Origin of the sequence: Yinghuangia sp. YIM S09857 (genome assembly GCF_051388915.1) — a bacterium.
Lineage (GTDB): Bacteria > Actinomycetota > Actinomycetes > Streptomycetales > Streptomycetaceae > Yinghuangia.
Window position 1 is genome coordinate 20,954 of the sequence record NZ_JBPKBH010000003.1, and the last position, 14,796, is coordinate 35,749.

General features: G+C 73.7%; 15 protein-coding genes. 9 read left to right on the forward strand and 6 right to left on the reverse strand.

What is annotated here, in order from left to right:
• Nucleotides 1-125: 125 nt before the first annotated feature.
• The 3 genes from ACRX5S_RS06095 to ACRX5S_RS06105 form a co-directional block, all read right to left on the reverse strand.
• Nucleotides 126-899 (reverse strand): AMP-binding protein, encoded by a 774-nt coding sequence (locus ACRX5S_RS06095; RefSeq protein WP_436771733.1) that lies wholly within the window; start codon nucleotides 897-899, stop codon nucleotides 126-128.
• A 159-nt stretch (nucleotides 900-1,058) separates the two neighbouring features.
• Nucleotides 1,059-2,204 (reverse strand): acyl-CoA dehydrogenase family protein, encoded by a 1,146-nt coding sequence (locus tag ACRX5S_RS06100; RefSeq protein WP_436771734.1) that lies wholly within the window; start codon nucleotides 2,202-2,204, stop codon nucleotides 1,059-1,061.
• Complete coding sequence (locus ACRX5S_RS06105; RefSeq protein ID WP_436771735.1) at nucleotides 2,201-3,049, reverse strand: TetR/AcrR family transcriptional regulator; 849 nt, start codon at nucleotides 3,047-3,049, stop codon at nucleotides 2,201-2,203. The genes ACRX5S_RS06100 and ACRX5S_RS06105 overlap by 4 nt, the downstream gene beginning before the upstream one ends.
• 223 nt (nucleotides 3,050-3,272) lie before the next feature.
• Between ACRX5S_RS06105 and ACRX5S_RS06110 the strand changes: the two genes are divergently transcribed.
• Both ACRX5S_RS06110 and ACRX5S_RS06115 read left to right on the forward strand, forming a co-directional pair.
• A complete protein-coding gene (locus ACRX5S_RS06110) occupies nucleotides 3,273-3,644 on the forward strand; it encodes a YciI family protein (RefSeq protein ID WP_436771736.1) in 372 nt (123 codons plus the stop codon).
• Nucleotides 3,641-3,820 (forward strand): hypothetical protein, encoded by a 180-nt coding sequence (locus tag ACRX5S_RS06115; RefSeq protein ID WP_436771737.1) that lies wholly within the window; start codon nucleotides 3,641-3,643, stop codon nucleotides 3,818-3,820. The genes ACRX5S_RS06110 and ACRX5S_RS06115 overlap by 4 nt, the downstream gene beginning before the upstream one ends.
• 33 nt (nucleotides 3,821-3,853) lie before the next feature.
• On the opposite strand, the gene ACRX5S_RS06120 is transcribed toward ACRX5S_RS06115, so the two are convergent.
• A complete protein-coding gene (locus ACRX5S_RS06120) occupies nucleotides 3,854-5,764 on the reverse strand; it encodes an albusnodin/ikarugamycin family macrolactam cyclase (RefSeq protein WP_436771738.1) in 1,911 nt (636 codons plus the stop codon).
• 721 nt (nucleotides 5,765-6,485) lie between these two features.
• Here ACRX5S_RS06120 and ACRX5S_RS06125 point away from each other — a divergent pair.
• The 6 genes from ACRX5S_RS06125 (at nucleotide 6,486) to ACRX5S_RS06150 (ending at nucleotide 12,725) form a co-directional block, all read left to right on the forward strand.
• On the forward strand, nucleotides 6,486-7,814 hold the full coding sequence (locus tag ACRX5S_RS06125; protein WP_436772222.1) for an MFS transporter: 1,329 nt from the start codon (nucleotides 6,486-6,488) through the stop codon (nucleotides 7,812-7,814).
• A 90-nt stretch (nucleotides 7,815-7,904) separates the two neighbouring features.
• Nucleotides 7,905-9,128, forward strand: coding sequence for an L-2-hydroxyglutarate oxidase (gene lhgO / locus ACRX5S_RS06130; RefSeq protein ID WP_436771739.1), 1,224 nt, complete (start codon nucleotides 7,905-7,907; stop codon nucleotides 9,126-9,128).
• Nucleotides 9,129-9,220: 92 nt separating this feature from the next.
• Nucleotides 9,221-9,424, forward strand: a complete 204-nt coding sequence (locus ACRX5S_RS06135) for a hypothetical protein (protein ID WP_436771740.1) — start codon at nucleotides 9,221-9,223, stop codon at nucleotides 9,422-9,424.
• Between the two features lie 88 nt (nucleotides 9,425-9,512).
• Nucleotides 9,513-10,343, forward strand: a complete 831-nt coding sequence (trmB, locus tag ACRX5S_RS06140; protein ID WP_436771741.1) for a tRNA (guanosine(46)-N7)-methyltransferase TrmB — start codon at nucleotides 9,513-9,515, stop codon at nucleotides 10,341-10,343.
• 251 nt (nucleotides 10,344-10,594) lie between these two features.
• On the forward strand, nucleotides 10,595-12,109 hold the full coding sequence (locus ACRX5S_RS06145; RefSeq protein WP_436771742.1) for a PrsW family glutamic-type intramembrane protease: 1,515 nt from the start codon (nucleotides 10,595-10,597) through the stop codon (nucleotides 12,107-12,109).
• A gap of 127 nt (nucleotides 12,110-12,236) precedes the next feature.
• Nucleotides 12,237-12,725, forward strand: coding sequence for a YcxB family protein (locus ACRX5S_RS06150; protein WP_436771743.1), 489 nt, complete (start codon nucleotides 12,237-12,239; stop codon nucleotides 12,723-12,725).
• 24 nt (nucleotides 12,726-12,749) lie between these two features.
• Here ACRX5S_RS06150 and ACRX5S_RS06155 read toward each other — a convergent pair whose 3' ends face one another.
• Together ACRX5S_RS06155 and ACRX5S_RS06160 are read right to left on the reverse strand one after the other, a co-directional pair.
• On the reverse strand, nucleotides 12,750-13,019 hold the full coding sequence (locus ACRX5S_RS06155; RefSeq protein WP_436771744.1) for a hypothetical protein: 270 nt from the start codon (nucleotides 13,017-13,019) through the stop codon (nucleotides 12,750-12,752).
• Nucleotides 13,020-13,214: 195 nt separating this feature from the next.
• Nucleotides 13,215-14,003 (reverse strand): SDR family NAD(P)-dependent oxidoreductase, encoded by a 789-nt coding sequence (locus tag ACRX5S_RS06160; protein WP_436771745.1) that lies wholly within the window; start codon nucleotides 14,001-14,003, stop codon nucleotides 13,215-13,217.
• A 148-nt stretch (nucleotides 14,004-14,151) separates the two neighbouring features.
• Between ACRX5S_RS06160 and ACRX5S_RS06165 the strand changes: the two genes are divergently transcribed.
• Complete coding sequence (locus ACRX5S_RS06165) at nucleotides 14,152-14,742, forward strand: nuclear transport factor 2 family protein (RefSeq protein ID WP_436771746.1); 591 nt, start codon at nucleotides 14,152-14,154, stop codon at nucleotides 14,740-14,742.
• The last annotated feature ends 54 nt before the right edge of the window (nucleotides 14,743-14,796 follow it).

Consider the following 14,796-nt stretch of genomic DNA (forward strand, 5'->3'; position numbering starts at 1 on the left):
CCTCTCGCGTGGTCGGTGCCGGTCGGTGCCGGTGGGTCGGGTGCCCGCGGCGGGGTCGGGCGGTGCGGCGCCGCGGTCGGAACAGGTGGACGGACCCCGGTCGCGGGGCCGTCCGGACACGGCGGCTAGCCGGCCGCGGCGTAGGGGCGAGCCGCGCGCCCGGAGAAGGCCAGCGAGCGGCCCGCCTCCAGCGCGGCGAACTGCACGAGGTGCGGGAGCAGCCGGTGCAGCGGGCCGACCGTCACCGCGGGCCCGGGGCTGCGCCCCGGTCCCGATATGCCGAGGAGCGCGCCGAGGCGGACCGCGGCGCGACCCACCTCGCCGTGCGTCATGGGCCGGGCGGGGCCGTGCGTCTCCGCCGCGGCGCCGCGGTCGAACAGGGCGACCGTGGAGGTGGTGACGCGTTCGGCGTACGGCCGCACCGCGTCGCGGTCGCGCGGCTCCGCCCACGAGGTGAGCACGCGCAGCCCGCCTTCCCTCAGCACGAACATCTCCTGCGGCGGGTCCGCCGCGCCGCCGGTCGCCCTGGCTACCGTCATGGCGTCGCCGTCGCTCTCCACGAAGACCATGCGCGGTGCCGTACCCCGCAGCGCGCGGTGGCACGCCGCGACGCCCTGGCCGGGCGGCATGGGCACCGTCGCGGCCCCGGCGGCCAGCACCGCGAGATCGAGCACGGTCCACTCGACACACGGCCGGACCATGACCCCGATGCGGTCCCCCGGCAGCACTCCCCCCGCCATGAGTCCGGCCGCCACCGCGACCACCCGGTCCTCCAACTCCCGCCAGGTGAGCGAACGTTCGGTGCGGCCTGCGGGGTCGCGCCAGTGCGCGGCCCGGCGTTCGGGCCAGTGGTCGGCGGCCCGCCACAGCGCCGCCAGCAGGTTGCGCGCGTGCTCCACGCCGGCACCTCCCAGCCCGGCCGGAAACCACGGGGACGGGGCGCGGACGTCGGCGCGCCGTACTCGTGCCGCCGGATACCAACCAACGGTAAGCATCGTCCTCGACGCGCCCCGAACCTTGAAGCCCCACGGCCGCACACCTCGCCCGGACCATCCGGCTCACACGCCGAGCGAGCGCCCGATGATCTCCTTCATGATCTCGTTGGTGCCGCCGTAGATGGCCTGCACGCGGCTGTCGATGAAGGCCTTGGCGACCGGGTACTCCATCATGTAGCCGTAGCCGCCGTGCAGTTGCAGGCAGCGGTCGACCACGCGCTTCTGGAGGTCGGTCGTCCACCACTTCGCCTTGGAGGCCTGCACGGCGTCCAGTTCGCCGTCGACGTGCCGCATGATGCAGTCGTCGAGGTACGTGCGGGCGATGTCGAGTTCCGTGGCCATCTCGGCGAGTTCGAAGCGGGTGTTCTGGAAGCTGCCGATGGCCTGCCCGAACGCGGTGCGCGACTTGCAGTACTCCACGGTGCCCTCGAACACCGCCTCCGCGCCCGTCACCGCGGCCACCGCGATGCCCAGGCGCTCCTGCGGCAGGTTGTGCATCAGGTGGTAGAAGCCCTGGTTGAGCTCGCCGAGGAGGTTGACGCCCGGCACGCGTACGTCGTTGAAGAACAGCTCGGCGGTGTCCTGGGCCTTGAGGCCGATCTTGTCCAGGTTGCGGCCGCGCTCGAAGCCGGGCATGCCGCGCTCCACCACCAGCAGGCTGGTGCCCTTGCTGGCCTTGGCTTCGGTGTCGGTCCTGGCGACCACGATCACCAGGTCGGAGTTGATGCCGTTGGTGATGAACGTCTTGGCGCCGTTGAGGATCCAGTCCTCACCGTCGCGGACCGCGGTGGTCCGGATGCCCTGGAGGTCGCTGCCCGCACCGGGCTCGGTCATCGCGATGGCGGTGATGATGTCGCCGGAGCAGAAGCCCGGCATCCAGCGGGCCTTCTGCTCCTCGGTCGCCAGGTCGTTGAGGTACGGCGCGACGACCTCGTTGTGCAGACCGAACCCGACGCCGCTGGCCCCGGCGCGCACGATCTCCTCGGAGATGGCGGCCAGGTAGCGGAAGTCGCGGACGCCGCCGCCCCCGTACTCCTCGTCCACGTCGATGCCCAGCAGGCCCTGCTTGCCGGCCTTGCGCCACAGCTCGCGGTCGACGATCCCGGCCTTCTCCCACTCCTCGTGGTACGGCGTGACCTCGCGGCGGACGAACTCCCGCACGCTCTCCCGGAACGCGATGTGCTCGGGGTCGAGATGACGGTCCCTCATGGCTGATCCCCCTGTCTGGGCTCGGATGACCGGGCCGGCGCGGGCGGCCCGGAAGGCACGGCGGACGCGGGCGACGCGGTGGACGCAGGTTGGGCGGTGGACACAGATTGTGCGATGGACGCAGGTTGTGCGGTCGAAGGGAGCGGCGCGGGCGGGTGCGCGGCCGCGCGCAGCGTGTCGACCTCGCGCTGGAGATCGGCGGCCATCTCCGCGATGAGCGCCGCGCGGTCCACCGCGGCGCCCGGGTCGGCGGCCCGCGCGGGGTCCCGGCGCAGCAGCCCGCCGAGGGCGAACCGGGCGAGCATGGCGGCGAGTTCTTCGGCGGTGTACTCGCCGTCCGGGCGGTACCACTTGAACATCCAGTTGCACATGCCGATGGCGGCGAACCCGGCGATCTTCGGGTCGACCGCCATGAACTCGCCGTCCGCGACGCCCTCGCGGATGACGGTGCGCACCGCGGTGTCCACGTCGCGCTTGAACTTGTCGAAGACCTCGCGTGCGCTGTCCGGCAGTTGGTCCTCGTCCCGGAAGCCGAGCCGGTACAGGTCGAGGTCGCGGGTGAGGCCGAGCACGTGGAGCTCGATCATGCGGCGCAGGCGTACGGACGCGGGCTCGTCGAGGACGACGACCGCCGAGATGCGGTCGGTCCCGACCCGCGCCCAGTCCTCGAAGATCGCCCGGACCAGCGCCTCCTTGTTCGGGAAGTAGTGGTACAGCGCGGCCTTGGAGACCCCGAGCTCGTCCGCGATCTCCTGGAGCGTGACGGCCCCGATGCCGCGCACGCCGAACAGCCGCGTCGCGGTGCCGCGGATCTCGTCGCGCATCAGCTTGTTGCGTGGTGCCATCGTCAACCCATGGGTAGGAATTCCGACTCTCCGGTCGGATGCTAGGCGCGCACGGGGTCCGGAGCAAGACTGGATCAAGAGATGGGCGCGGAACGGTGCCGCGCCACATGAGTCGGAGGCTTTCGGGAGATCGGTGCCGCGAGGATGTCGAGACGACGCCGCCGGCTCCGACCACCTCGCGAAGGGCCCCGGCCGGGGCCCGCGAGCCACGAGGAGCCCCGAGATGCAGTTCCTGATCAGCATGCACATCGACCCGGCGGTGCTGGACGCGCTCACCGACGAGGAGAAGGCGGCCATCGGCGAGGGCCACGGCAGGTTGCTCGCGGACCTGAAGGAGTCCGGCGAGCTGCTGACCACCCAGGCGCTCGTCGACCCCTCGCAGGCCGCCGTCGTCACGGTCCGCAGCGGGAAGCCGGTGGTGACGGACGGCCCGTTCCTGGAGTCCAGGGAGTTTCTGGGCGGCTTCTACCTGGTCGACGTCGAGGACAAGGCGCGCGCGATCGAGCTCGCCGCCCGGATTCCGGACGCCGCGGTCGACGGGCTGGGGGTCGAGATTCGGCAGGTCATCTTCTCCGACGGACCTTTGGAGGCGTGACAGAACGACACACCGAGGACACCCGGGTGGCCGGGCACCACCGGCTCTCCGTACGCGCGCACCTGCTGGAGCGCACCGGGGACGCGGCGGAGGCGTACGACATCTCCGCCGCGCGGCCCGGGCCACCGCGATCATGGCCGAGCAGCGCTGTCTGGCCTCGCGGCCAAGGCGGTTGAAGGCGGGGTGAGGGCGGTCGCAACTCGTCCCGCTCAGGCGACCGCGGCGATCACGCTGCCTGCCGTCGCGGCGGTTCCCCAGCGGGTGGCCCGGCCCGCGGCGACGCCGCGCAGCCACAGTTCGGCGCCGACGACGTCGGCGAAGCCGCCCAGGAGTTCGCCCGGGTCCCCGCCGCTGCCGCCCTTGCCGAGCACCGGCCGCGTGGCCCGGTCGAGTGCGGCGCGCAGCGCCGCGGTGTCGAGGATGCCGACCTCGGCGAGCAGCGGCGCCGCGAACAGGTCCCGCAGGTCGGCGGCGTTGCGGCGCAAACCGCGGATCTCCGAGCGCGTGTAGTCGCCCTTCCCGGTTCGCGACAGCGCCGACCGCGGCACGAGGCCCTCGACGGCGGTGTGCAGGAGCGTGCGCGGCCCGTCGCCGCGGCCGCGCGCCCACGCGGGCAGCGCGAGCCCGGCCCGGACCACGGCGTTGTCCAGGTACGGCGCCCGCATCCGGACCCCGCTGCCGTCCGCGACCTGCTGCATCACCCGGTACCGGTCCGCCGCCCGCCGCACCGAGACCCACGACGCGCGGTCGCCCGGCCTGCGGTGCACGGACGGGTCGGCGCGGCGGGACGCGGGGTCCTCGGCGGCTTCTGCGGCGTACGCCCGCAGAGCCGACGCCACCCCGCGCCGGGCGTCCGCTTCGGCCCACACCAGCGTGGGGCCGGGGGCGACCCAGTTGACGAGGGCGTCCATCCCCCCGGCCGACACGGCGGGTTCGCCGGCCTCCAGGACCTCGGCCAGCCCGAGGAGCGCCTGGTCGAACCCGGTGCGCCCGACGCGCCGGGCCGCCGCGGCCAGGTCCCCCGGCCGCACTCCGGCGACCCGCGCCCACGCGCGGGCGTGCCGCATCGCGGCCACCGGGTGGCGGTCCATCGCGAGGTCGGCGAGGTACGCGAGCGGCGTGCCGAGCACCGCGTCGCCCCCGTACCCGGTGAGGTGCACGTCGATGCCCGCCTCCTGCGCCACCGCCAGGTGCCGCTGCGTGCGGGCCACGGTGACCAGCGGCGACGCCGGGTCGTCCGGGACCGGCGGGGCGTCGAACGCGTCGATGAGCCGGGTGTACGGCAGGCAGTCCGCGTCGGCGGGCACGAGCAGGTGCCGCAGGCGCGCGGACTTGGTGGCGACCTGCGACGCGTATTCGACGTCGTCGCCCGCGCTCGGGTCCGCCCAGGTCACCGCGACGACTTCGTGCTGCGCTGCGCGCGCGGCCAGCAGCGACAGGACGGTCGAGTCGCGCCCGCCGGACAGGTCCGTCCCGGCCTTGGCGGCGGCGCCGACGCGGCGGTCCACGGCGGCGGTCAGCGCCTCGCGCAGCGCCGCCGCGGCGGCCGGGAAGTCGAGGGGGGCGGCGCCCTGTTCGTGCAGGCGCAGCCGGATCTTGGAGCCGGTCAACTCCAGCGTGTGGCCCGGTCCCAGACAGTCGACGCCCGCGAACAGCGAGCGCCCGGCGGTCAGTTCGGGGACGTCGGGGCACAGCACGCGGGCCGCCAGCAGGTCGCGGTCCAGGCGCGCGCTGATGAGGTCGGCGAGCGGGAGGGCCAGCGAGGCGTACACGACGCCGTCCTCGAAGGGCGCGTGGTACACCTGCCGCAGCCCCGCGAGATCGCCGAGCACGAGAGTGCGGCGCCCCAGCCGCAGGACCACGTGGTAGCTGCCCGGCCAGCACGTGAGATGCCGCAGGCCGCCGCCGCGCGCCACGGCGAGGCCGACCTCCAGCTCGGCGTCCGTCGCCCGGCAGTCGCCGAGGACGGCCATCCTGTCCCGGCCCCGGGTGACGGTGCGCACCTCGTCCCGCGGCCAGTCACCCACCAGCCACAGGGGGTCGGGGCCGTCCCAGACGACCGTCGAGTGGTCGGGTCGCGGCGCCGAGTGGCTGCCGCTCGTCCCAGCGAACCAGCGCATGTCAGATCCCCCTGTACCGCGGTCCTCCACGGCACCGGCCACCCACTGCCGGCACCAAACCCTTACCAGTGAAGCAAGGTTAGGCAACCCTGTGCAGAGCGCACGGGCGGGCGCACAGGCACACGGTACCGGCGCACGGCACATCATCGCGCCCGAGAGACGCTCTTTTGTTGGGTTTTTCACCATTTGATGGTGGATTTTGACGGCCTATCAGCTACCTGATGCGTACCGTCCTGACGCCTCTCGTACACACGTTGACCGGCACGCGTACGAATGCGTCATTCCCCTTACCCGCGCCACCCCCGCCGGTTACTCTGAGGTAGACGGAAGTCGCCTTTGGGGGCAAGCCATGCGCAGTGGTCCTAAGAGCGACGGGTCGGGGCAAGCCGCACTCCGACCCGCGGTGACGGCTTCCCGCCTCCCGCGACCGCTGCCCCGTCCGCGCGAGCTGCGCGCCCACGAACCCCCGGACGCCGCACCGGTATCCGCGGAGCAGTCCTTACGCGAGACGCCCGTACGCGCGTCACCGGCACGCCGGTCCGCCCGCCGGCGATCCGGCCGCGAGCCCTCGGACACCGGGCAGTCCGCGGCGGGGCAGCCCGACGCCGGGCAAGGCGCCGGACAATCGGGCCCCGAGCGTTCCAAGGCCGCACCGCCCGGCCGCGACCAGCCGACCCGCGGACCGAACGGGCTCCTCGGCGCGCTCCTCGCACGCGCCGGGGTGAGCAACGCCGGTCTCGCGCGCCGGGTCAACGACCTCGGCGCCGCCAGCGGCCTCACCCTGCGCTACGACAAGACGTCCGTGGCCCGCTGGGTCGGCAAGGGCATGACCCCGCAGGGTCCCGTCCCCCACCTCATCGCCGCGGTCCTCGCAGAACGGCTCGGACGCCCCGTGCCGTTGGCGGAGATCGGCCTCGACGAGAGCGGCCCGACCGATCCCGACCTGGGCCTCTCCTTCCCGCGCGACCTTGCCGAAGCCGTCGTCAAGGCCACCGACTTGTGGAGGCACGACCACGTGAACCGCCGCGAGTTCCTGACCGGCACTTTCGCCGTCACCGCCTTCGCGACCCCGCTGGCACGCTGGCTCATCGCCCCGGCGGACGCACTGGCCGAACACCGCGGCTCGGACCGCCGGGTCGGCCAGACGGACGTGGCCAAACTCCGGGAGGCGGCGGCCGAGGCGAGGCGCTGGGACAGCAAGTACGGCGGTGGTGACTGGCGCGCGTCGATGGTGCCGGAGTGCCTGCGCGCCGAGGCCACACCGCTGCTGCGCGGCACCTACCAGGACTCGGTGGGACGCCAGTTGTTCGGCGCGACCGCCGAACTGTCCCGGCTGGCCGGGTGGATGGCGTTCGACACCGGGCAGCACGAGATGGCCCAGCGCTACTACATCCAGGCCCTGCGGCTGGCCCGCGCGGCCGCCGACGTGCCGCTCGGCGGGTACGTCCTCGCGACGATGAGCCTCCAGGCCACCTACCGAGGCCACCCGCACACCGCCGTCGACCTCGCGCAGGCGGCCGTGGAGCGCAACCGCGGGGTCGCGACCGCCAAGGTCACCGGATTCCTCCACCTCGTCGAGGCGCGCGCGCACGCCCGAGCGGGCGACCCGGGCGCCTGCGCGCGGTCGCTCAACGCCGCCGAGGCGCACCTCGAACGCGCCCGGCCCGGCGACGAGGACCCCGAGTGGATCGACTTCTTCTCGTACGACCGCCTCTGCGCGGACGGCGCCGAGTGCTACCGCGACCTCCGACTGCCCGAGCAGACAAGGCGGTTCACCGCGACAGCGCTGGCCGGCCGGAGCGACGCGTACATCCGCTCGCACGGCCTGCGCCTGGCCGTCGGGGCGCAGGCCGACCTCGCGGCCGGGGACATCGACGCGGCGTGCGGCGGCGGCATGCGCGCGCTCGCGGTCGCCCAGCGGGTGCACTCGGCGCGCAACAGCGCCTACATACGCGACCTCGTCTCCGGGCTCCAGGCCGCGCACGGCCGCGAGCCGGTCGTCCGGGAGTTCACCGAGCAGGTCCGCGGCTCCATCGGCGTCACCGCCTGACGCCGCGCCCGCGCGTGTCCGCGCGATACTGGGCGTCGGCCGGGGCCGATCGGAGGTCGGCCGGGGGCGGGCCGGGAACGCGGAGGGCGCATGCTCAGGTACGACGTGATCGTCATCGGCGGCGGCATCGTGGGGTTGTCGACGGCGTACGCCCTGCTCCGCCGCGCCCCCGGCACCACCGTCGCGGTCCTGGAGAAGGAGACCTCCTGGGCCGCCCACCAGACCGGGCGCAACAGCGGCGTGATCCACTCCGGCCTCTACTACAAGCCCGGCAGCCTCAAGGCCCGGTTCGCCGTCGAGGGCGCCCGCCGCATGGTCGGGTTCTGCGCCGAGCACGGCATCGCGCACGAGGTCACCGGCAAACTTGTCGTCGCCACCGATCCGTCCGAGCTCGGGCGGATGAAGACGCTGTACCAGCGCGGCGAGGCCAACGGCGTGCCCGTACGCGAGCTGACGTCCGATCAGATCCGCGAGTACGAGCCGAACGTGCGCGCGATCGCCGGGCTGCACGTGGGCACGACCGGGATCGTCGACTACACCGAGGTCTGCCGCACGCTCGTCGGCCTGCTGCACGCCGAGGGCGTGTCGCTGCGCACCGGCGCCGCGGTCACCTCGCTCGCGGTGCACCCGGGCGAGGTCGTCGTGCAGACGCGCCTCGGCGAGGTGCGCGGCCAGGTCGTGGTCAACTGCGCGGGCCTCTACAGCGACCGCATCGCCGCGATGGCGGCCCGGGCCGAGGGCGGTCCCCCGCCGCCGGTCCGCATCGTGCCGTTCCGCGGCGAGTACCACGAGCTGGCGCCGCACCGGCGCGGCCTGGTCCGGGGGCTGGTCTACCCGGTGCCCGACCCGGCGTTCCCGTTCCTCGGCGTGCACCTGACGCGCGGCATCCACGGAGACGTGCACGTGGGCCCGAACGCGGTCCTGGCACTGCGGCGCGAGGGGTACGCGTGGACGCAGGCCAGCCCCCTCGAACTCGCCGCGACACTCCGCTACTCCGGCATGTGGCACATCGCCCGACGGCACTGGCGGTACGGCGCGGGCGAGATGCTGCGCTCCCTCGCCAAGCCCGCGTTCACCCGCGCCGTGCAGCGCATGCTCCCGGCCGTCACCGCGGCCGACCTGGTCCGCGCCCCGGCGGGCGTGCGCGCGCAGGCGGTACGGCCGGACGGCGAACTCGTCGACGACTTCCTCTTCACCGGCGGCGAGCGGATCGTGAACGTGCTCAACGCGCCGTCGCCCGCGGCCACCGCGTCCCTCCCGATCGGCGAGGAGATCGCCGACCGCGTATGCGAACGCCTCGCGGCGGGCACGTGATGAGCTCGGCATGCGTGCCCCGCATGCGTCCCCGGCGTCGCGTGCCCGACGTCTCGTGCCCGACCTACTCAACTGACACCCGAGGAGCGGCAATGGCCCAGGTCTCCATCTCCCTCGACGCCGACCTCGCGATCGAGCTCATGCTGATGACCGGCACCAAGAGCCCCCAGGACGCCGTCCAGTTGGTCGCGCTCGACTTCCTCGCCCGCGGACGCCGGACCGAGGCCCGCACCGGCGACGCGCGCGACGCGCACCGGACCGCCGAGCCGCACCCCAACCACTCCGAACAGGGCTGACCGGCGCGCACCGCGTCTCCCGTAGCATCGAAGAGTCTCCCGGCACGGCCTCCGCGTGCCGTGCCCCCGAACCGACGGCCTCCCCTCCATGTCCTCCGCCTTGCCCTCCGCCTGGTCCTCCGCCCCGTCCTCCGCAGAGTCCGGCGCCGCGTCGCCCGGCGAGCGCCCGGCCGCCGCGCGCAGGCCCGCGTCGCCGCCTCCCGGGACCGAGTCGACGCTGACGCCCGATCCCTTCGGCGGGCCGCCGGTCGGGGTGGTGCGGACGTTCCACCCGCGCCGAGGGCGGCTCAGCCCGCAGCAGCAGGACGCGATCGAGCGGCTGTGGCCGGCGTACGGCGTGCCCGTCGACGGCAAGCCTCGCGACCTCGCGGCGCTCTTCGGCAACGGGAATCCGGTCGTCCTGGAGATCGGGTTCGGGATGGGCGAGGCGACCGCGGCGATGGCCGCGGCCGAGCCCGGCGTCAACATCCTCGCCACCGACATCCACACCCCCGGCATCGGCAATCTGCTGCACCTGGTCGAGGACCGCGGCCTGGCCAACGTGCGCATCGCCGAGGGCGACGCCGTCGTCCTGCTGACCGACATGGTCGCGGCCGAGTCGCTAGCCGGGATCCGGGTGTACTTCCCGGACCCGTGGCCCAAGTCGCGCCACCACAAGCGACGGCTGATCCGGCCCGGCTTCGCGGCGCTGGCCGCGTCGCGCCTCGCGCCGGACGGCACACTGCACTGCGCCACGGACTGGGCCCCGTACGCGGCCTGGATGCTGGAGGTCCTGGAGGCGGAACCCGCGCTCGCCAACACGGCAGGGCCGGGCGGGGGCCGCGTACCGCGCCCGGACTGGCGGCCCATGACGCGCTTCGAGCGGCAGGGGCTCGCCAAGGGCCACGAGGTCGCCGACCTCGTCTTCCGGCGCGTCTGACCGCGGCGCGGGCATTTCGCGCGACGGTCAACCCGCTGCTGCCCCCGCCGTCCACGCGGGCTTCCGGCGGGAATCCGCCCCCTGCCGTGGACCGGTCCGGCGGGCACGGGACGACGCGTTCCGACCGCGCCGCGGGCCTTCCCGGACCGCGGGGTTCGACGCCTCGGACCGTCCGGTCCGCGAGACACAGGACGACGCATTTTGGGCCAAGGAAACGAACCGGTCGCCGCGCCCGGCTATCGTCACACCATATGGACACGCCCGATCACGCGCTGAGCGCCGCCGGCCCGTCCGGCGGTGCCGAGGCGCGGGCGCTGCGGGCGTTCTTCGCCAGGCCCCGCAACCGGGTGGTGGTTTTCGGCCTGCTGTTCGCGGCGTGCTGGATCACCGCCGCGGTCAAGATGAGCGAGGTGACCGGCCTCGACGGGCTCGCGGTCGGCATACCGCTCGCGGCGGCCCCGGTGCCCCTGGTGGTCGGCGCGTTCCTGCTGCTCGCCCGGGCCCGGCCGCAGCCGTGGCAGCACCTGGCCTTCGCACTGTCGTGGGGCGCCGGTGCGGGGGCGCTCGCCGCGCTGTACGCCAACTCGTGGTCGATCGACGCGATCGTCGACCGCTCCGGCGAGCACCAGGGCGAGTTGCTCGGGCTGACCGTGGTCGCGCCGTTCGTCGAGGAACTGGCCAAGGGCGCCGCGGTCCTGCTCCTGCTGGTGTTCCGCCGCCCGTGGTTCCGCGGCCCGCTGGACGGCCTCGTGCTCGCCGCCACCACCGCCGCCGGGTTCGCCTTCACCGAGAACGTGCTGTATTTCGGACGGGCGTTCGGGGAGGGCAGCGACGAGGGCGACGCCGCCGCGCAGACCGCGGCGATCTTCCTCGGCCGGGCGATCCTCACGCCGTTCGCCCACCCGCTGTTCACCGCCGCGACGGGCCTCGCGCTCGGCGTCGCGGTGCTGCTGCGGCGGCGTTCGCGGGCAGTCCTGGTGTCGCTCGGCGGCTACCTGGTGGCCGTCGGTCTGCACTCGGCGTGGAACGGCTCGGCGTGGAAGACCACGGCCGACGACAACCCGGCGATCATGCTCGCGGTCTACTTCCTCGTCATGGCGCCGCTGCTGGCGGGGGTGTTCGTGACCGGCCGCAAGCTTCGCGGCGCGCAGCTCGCCGCGGTTCGCACGCATCTGCCGCAGTACGTCGCCGCCGGGTGGTTCACCTGGAACGAGCCGCACGTGCTGGGTTCGATCGCCGACCGCGGCCGCCAGCGCCGCGCGGCGCTCGCGCTGTACGGCAAGCCGGGCGAACGCGCCGCACGGGAGTACCACTGGAACGCCACCGGGCTGGCCGAGCTGCGGCAGCGCGCGGTCCGCGGCGGCGTCACCGCGCAGGAGTTCACACCGCAGGAGCGGGTGTTCCTCGACCGGCTCTGGGCGCTGCGCCGCGCGCTCGGCGAGGTGCCGGAGCGCACGATGCCGACGCCGCGCTGGGGGCCGACGCCCGCGTACGGGTGGCCGCCGCAGGCTGTGGCTTGGCCGCCGTACGGGCCGGCCTGGATGCCGCAATCGGCTCCGTACTCGACGAACCCCTACGCGGCCCCCGCGCCCGTACCCGTGTTCGCGCCGCAGCCATATGTCGCGCACCCGTACGCCCCACAGCCATATGCCGCGCAGCCGTACGCCCCGCAACCGTTCGCGGCGCACCCCTATGCCGCGTACACGCCGCAGCCGCACTCCCCGCGCCCCCACACGACGACCCCCGCGGGTGAGGCGGCGGGCTGAAACCGCCGCGGAAGCACCCGGCGAGCCGTACCGGACGCCGAGCGCGGGTGCGTCCGCCGCAGGTCCGGGCACGTGGGACTATGGTCCCCGCCCGCTGCCCGCCCGTGGGCCCGACTGGAGACTGCCCGTGCACATCAGCGTCAACTACATCCCGACCGAGCGCGACATCGCCGACGGTGTCATCGCGTTCCGCCGCGGCCTGTTCCGCGGGCTGACCGCGGGAGGCGCGATCCTGCTGGCGGCGGGTCTCGTGGTGCTGCTGATCGGCGCGCTGGACGGCGGCGTCGCGTTCTGGCCGTTCATCTTCCTGGCCTTCGGCGCCGCGATGCTGGGGCTGCGGCTGTGGGCCCCGCTCCAGGCGGCCCGGCAGAACCGGCACATGCACGGCGACGTGTGCGAGGTCACGCTGACCGACGAGGTGTACCGGTCGGCGATAGGGGCCAACCGCGCCGAGATCCCGTGGAGCACCTTCCGCAAGCTGCGGTCGGTGGACGACCAGTGGATCTTCGAGTTCAACCCGGCGCAGGCGATCATGGTGCCGCACCGGATCTTCAGCGCCGAGCAGAACGCCGAGATCGGCGGCTTCCTGCGCGAGCGCGGCCTGTCGCGGAGCTGAGCCGCGGGCCGACAAGCCGCCCGTTCAGCGCCGGTCCATCGGCCGCACCGCGTAGTCCCCGCGCGCCCGGGCCCGCCGTTCGCGGTCCATCTGCCGCGCGATGACGACCTCCAGCGCGCTCCACCCGCAGGCGAGCAGGAAGAACGCGGCGAACATCAGCGCGACGACCCACAGCCACGAGTGCGCGATCACCCCGAACGCCGCGACCATGCCGGAGACGATCGTCATGGCGAAGAACACGAAGGTCAGCGCCGCGGCGTCGCCCGCCCGTTCCGAGAGTCGGTTCCGCCCCACCGGCCGCCCCCTCCCACCTTGCACCCACACCCTTTCGGGGTAGATGCCCGGAACGCGCGCGGGCATGCCGCAAGGGAGTGTCTTCACGTTTCCGTCGGACGGCCCACGGGCCCGGCGGGAATGTGAGGACACGACCCGCGGCACGCCCGCGTTCGCGCGTCACGGCTACCAGGAGCGTCACGGTCATGGGGAGCGTCACGGCTCCAGGACGACTCCCGAGGTCACGTGCGTCACGGTGCCGGTCATCCCGCGTGAGCGCGGCGAGGCGAGGAACAGCACGGCCTCGGCGATGTCCTCGGGCTGCGTGACGCGCCGCAGCGCGGCGCTCGCCGCGAACTCGGCGCGGACCTCCTCCGCGGTCAGCCCCCGGCGTTCCGCGACCTCCTCCAGGTACTTGGCGAGCTTCGCATTGTCGGTGTAGCCGGCCACGACGACGTTGACCCGGATGTTGTCGCGGCCCACCTCGCGCGCCATGGTCGCCGACGCGATCTCCATCGCCATCTTGGTCGACGCGTACGCCGCCATGTAGGGCAGCTTCATGCGCGGCGCCTCGGTGCTGATCTGCACGATCGATCCGCCGCCCACCGCCCGCATGTGCGGCAGCGCGGCCCGGCTGACCTCCAGGACGCCCAGCACGTTCACGTCGAACGCCCGCCGGTACTCGTCCCGGTCCAGGTCCTCGACGCGTCCGGATGGGTTGTACGTGGCGACGTTAACCACGGCGTCCACCCGCCCGAGCCCGTCCGCGGCGGCGTCGACCAGCGCGTGGCACGCGTCGCGGTCGGCGATGTCGGTCGGCACCGCGAGCACCTTGCGGCCGGTCCGCGCCGCGACCCGGTCGGCGAGTTCGCGCAGCGGCTCGGCCCGCCGGGCCCCAAGCACCAGGTCGGCGCCCTCGCCCGCGAGCGCGAGTGCGGTCGACAGGCCGATCCCCTCGCCCGCCCCGGCCACCACCGCGACCCGTCCGTCCAGGCTCCCGCTCATCGACGTCACCAACTTCCGCGCGCGTGTCCGCGCAATCTCCCGCGCGTGCCCCCACGCATACCCGCGGATCCTTTCCCTGCCCTTATCGGGTATCAAGGAACTGACGGATCATCAAGATCGGTCCATCGGGACACGGAGCGGAGACGGCATGGACGAGGGCGCGGTGCGGGACGTGGGCAGGCTCCTCGCGTACGAGGAGATCCGCCAGTTGGCCGCGCGCTACGCGCTCGCGCTCGACAGCAGGGACCTCGACGCGCTGTGCGGGCTGTTCGTCGACGACGTGCGCGTCACCCGCGAGGCCTCCGGGCGCGAGGCCCTGCGGGCGTCCTTCGCCGAGCAGTTGCGGCCGCTCGGGGTCACGATCCTGAACGTCGGCACACACGTCATCGACCTGCTGGACGAGGACCACGCGACCGGGCACGTCTACTGCAAGGGCGAGATCCAGGAGGGGCCGCGCTGGATCCACCAGGCGATCCTGTACCGCGACGTGTACGAGCGGCGGGGCGGCCGCTGGTTCTTCGTGCGCCGCCGCCACGATCTCTGGTACGGCGCCAACGCCGGCGCGAACCCGGCCGGACTGCCGCCCGCGAACTGGCCCGAGCGGTCGTACGGGTGGGGCACCGTCCCCAGCCTGTGGAAAACCTGGCACGACTTCACCGCCCCCGAGGACGCGCCCGAGAGTGCCGACGAAGGCACCAACGGCGGTGCGAACAAGGGCGAAAACGGAGAAATGCCCTAGCCCTTCGGCGTAAGCGCTATTGGCTGGTATACGTATGAGACTCACGGAACCGGC

What these genes read in the sequence shown, in the direction of transcription:
- ACRX5S_RS06100 (WP_436771734.1), bottom strand. Translation starts at nt 2,204, where the DNA reads ATGAGGGACCGTCATCTCGACCCCGAGCACATCGCGTTCCGGGAGAGC.
- ACRX5S_RS06105 (WP_436771735.1), bottom strand. Translation starts at nt 3,049, where the DNA reads ATGGCACCACGCAACAAGCTGATGCGCGACGAGATCCGCGGCACCGCG.
- ACRX5S_RS06110 (WP_436771736.1), top strand. Translation starts at nt 3,273, where the DNA reads ATGCAGTTCCTGATCAGCATGCACATCGACCCGGCGGTGCTGGACGCG.
- ACRX5S_RS06120 (WP_436771738.1), bottom strand. Translation starts at nt 5,764, where the DNA reads ATGCGCTGGTTCGCTGGGACGAGCGGCAGCCACTCGGCGCCGCGACCC.
- lhgO (WP_436771739.1), top strand. Translation starts at nt 7,905, where the DNA reads ATGCTCAGGTACGACGTGATCGTCATCGGCGGCGGCATCGTGGGGTTG.
- ACRX5S_RS06135 (WP_436771740.1), top strand. Translation starts at nt 9,221, where the DNA reads ATGGCCCAGGTCTCCATCTCCCTCGACGCCGACCTCGCGATCGAGCTC.
- trmB (WP_436771741.1), top strand. Translation starts at nt 9,513, where the DNA reads ATGTCCTCCGCCTTGCCCTCCGCCTGGTCCTCCGCCCCGTCCTCCGCA.
- ACRX5S_RS06145 (WP_436771742.1), top strand. Translation starts at nt 10,595, where the DNA reads ATGGACACGCCCGATCACGCGCTGAGCGCCGCCGGCCCGTCCGGCGGT.
- ACRX5S_RS06160 (WP_436771745.1), bottom strand. Translation starts at nt 14,003, where the DNA reads ATGAGCGGGAGCCTGGACGGACGGGTCGCGGTGGTGGCCGGGGCGGGC.
- ACRX5S_RS06165 (WP_436771746.1), top strand. Translation starts at nt 14,152, where the DNA reads ATGGACGAGGGCGCGGTGCGGGACGTGGGCAGGCTCCTCGCGTACGAG.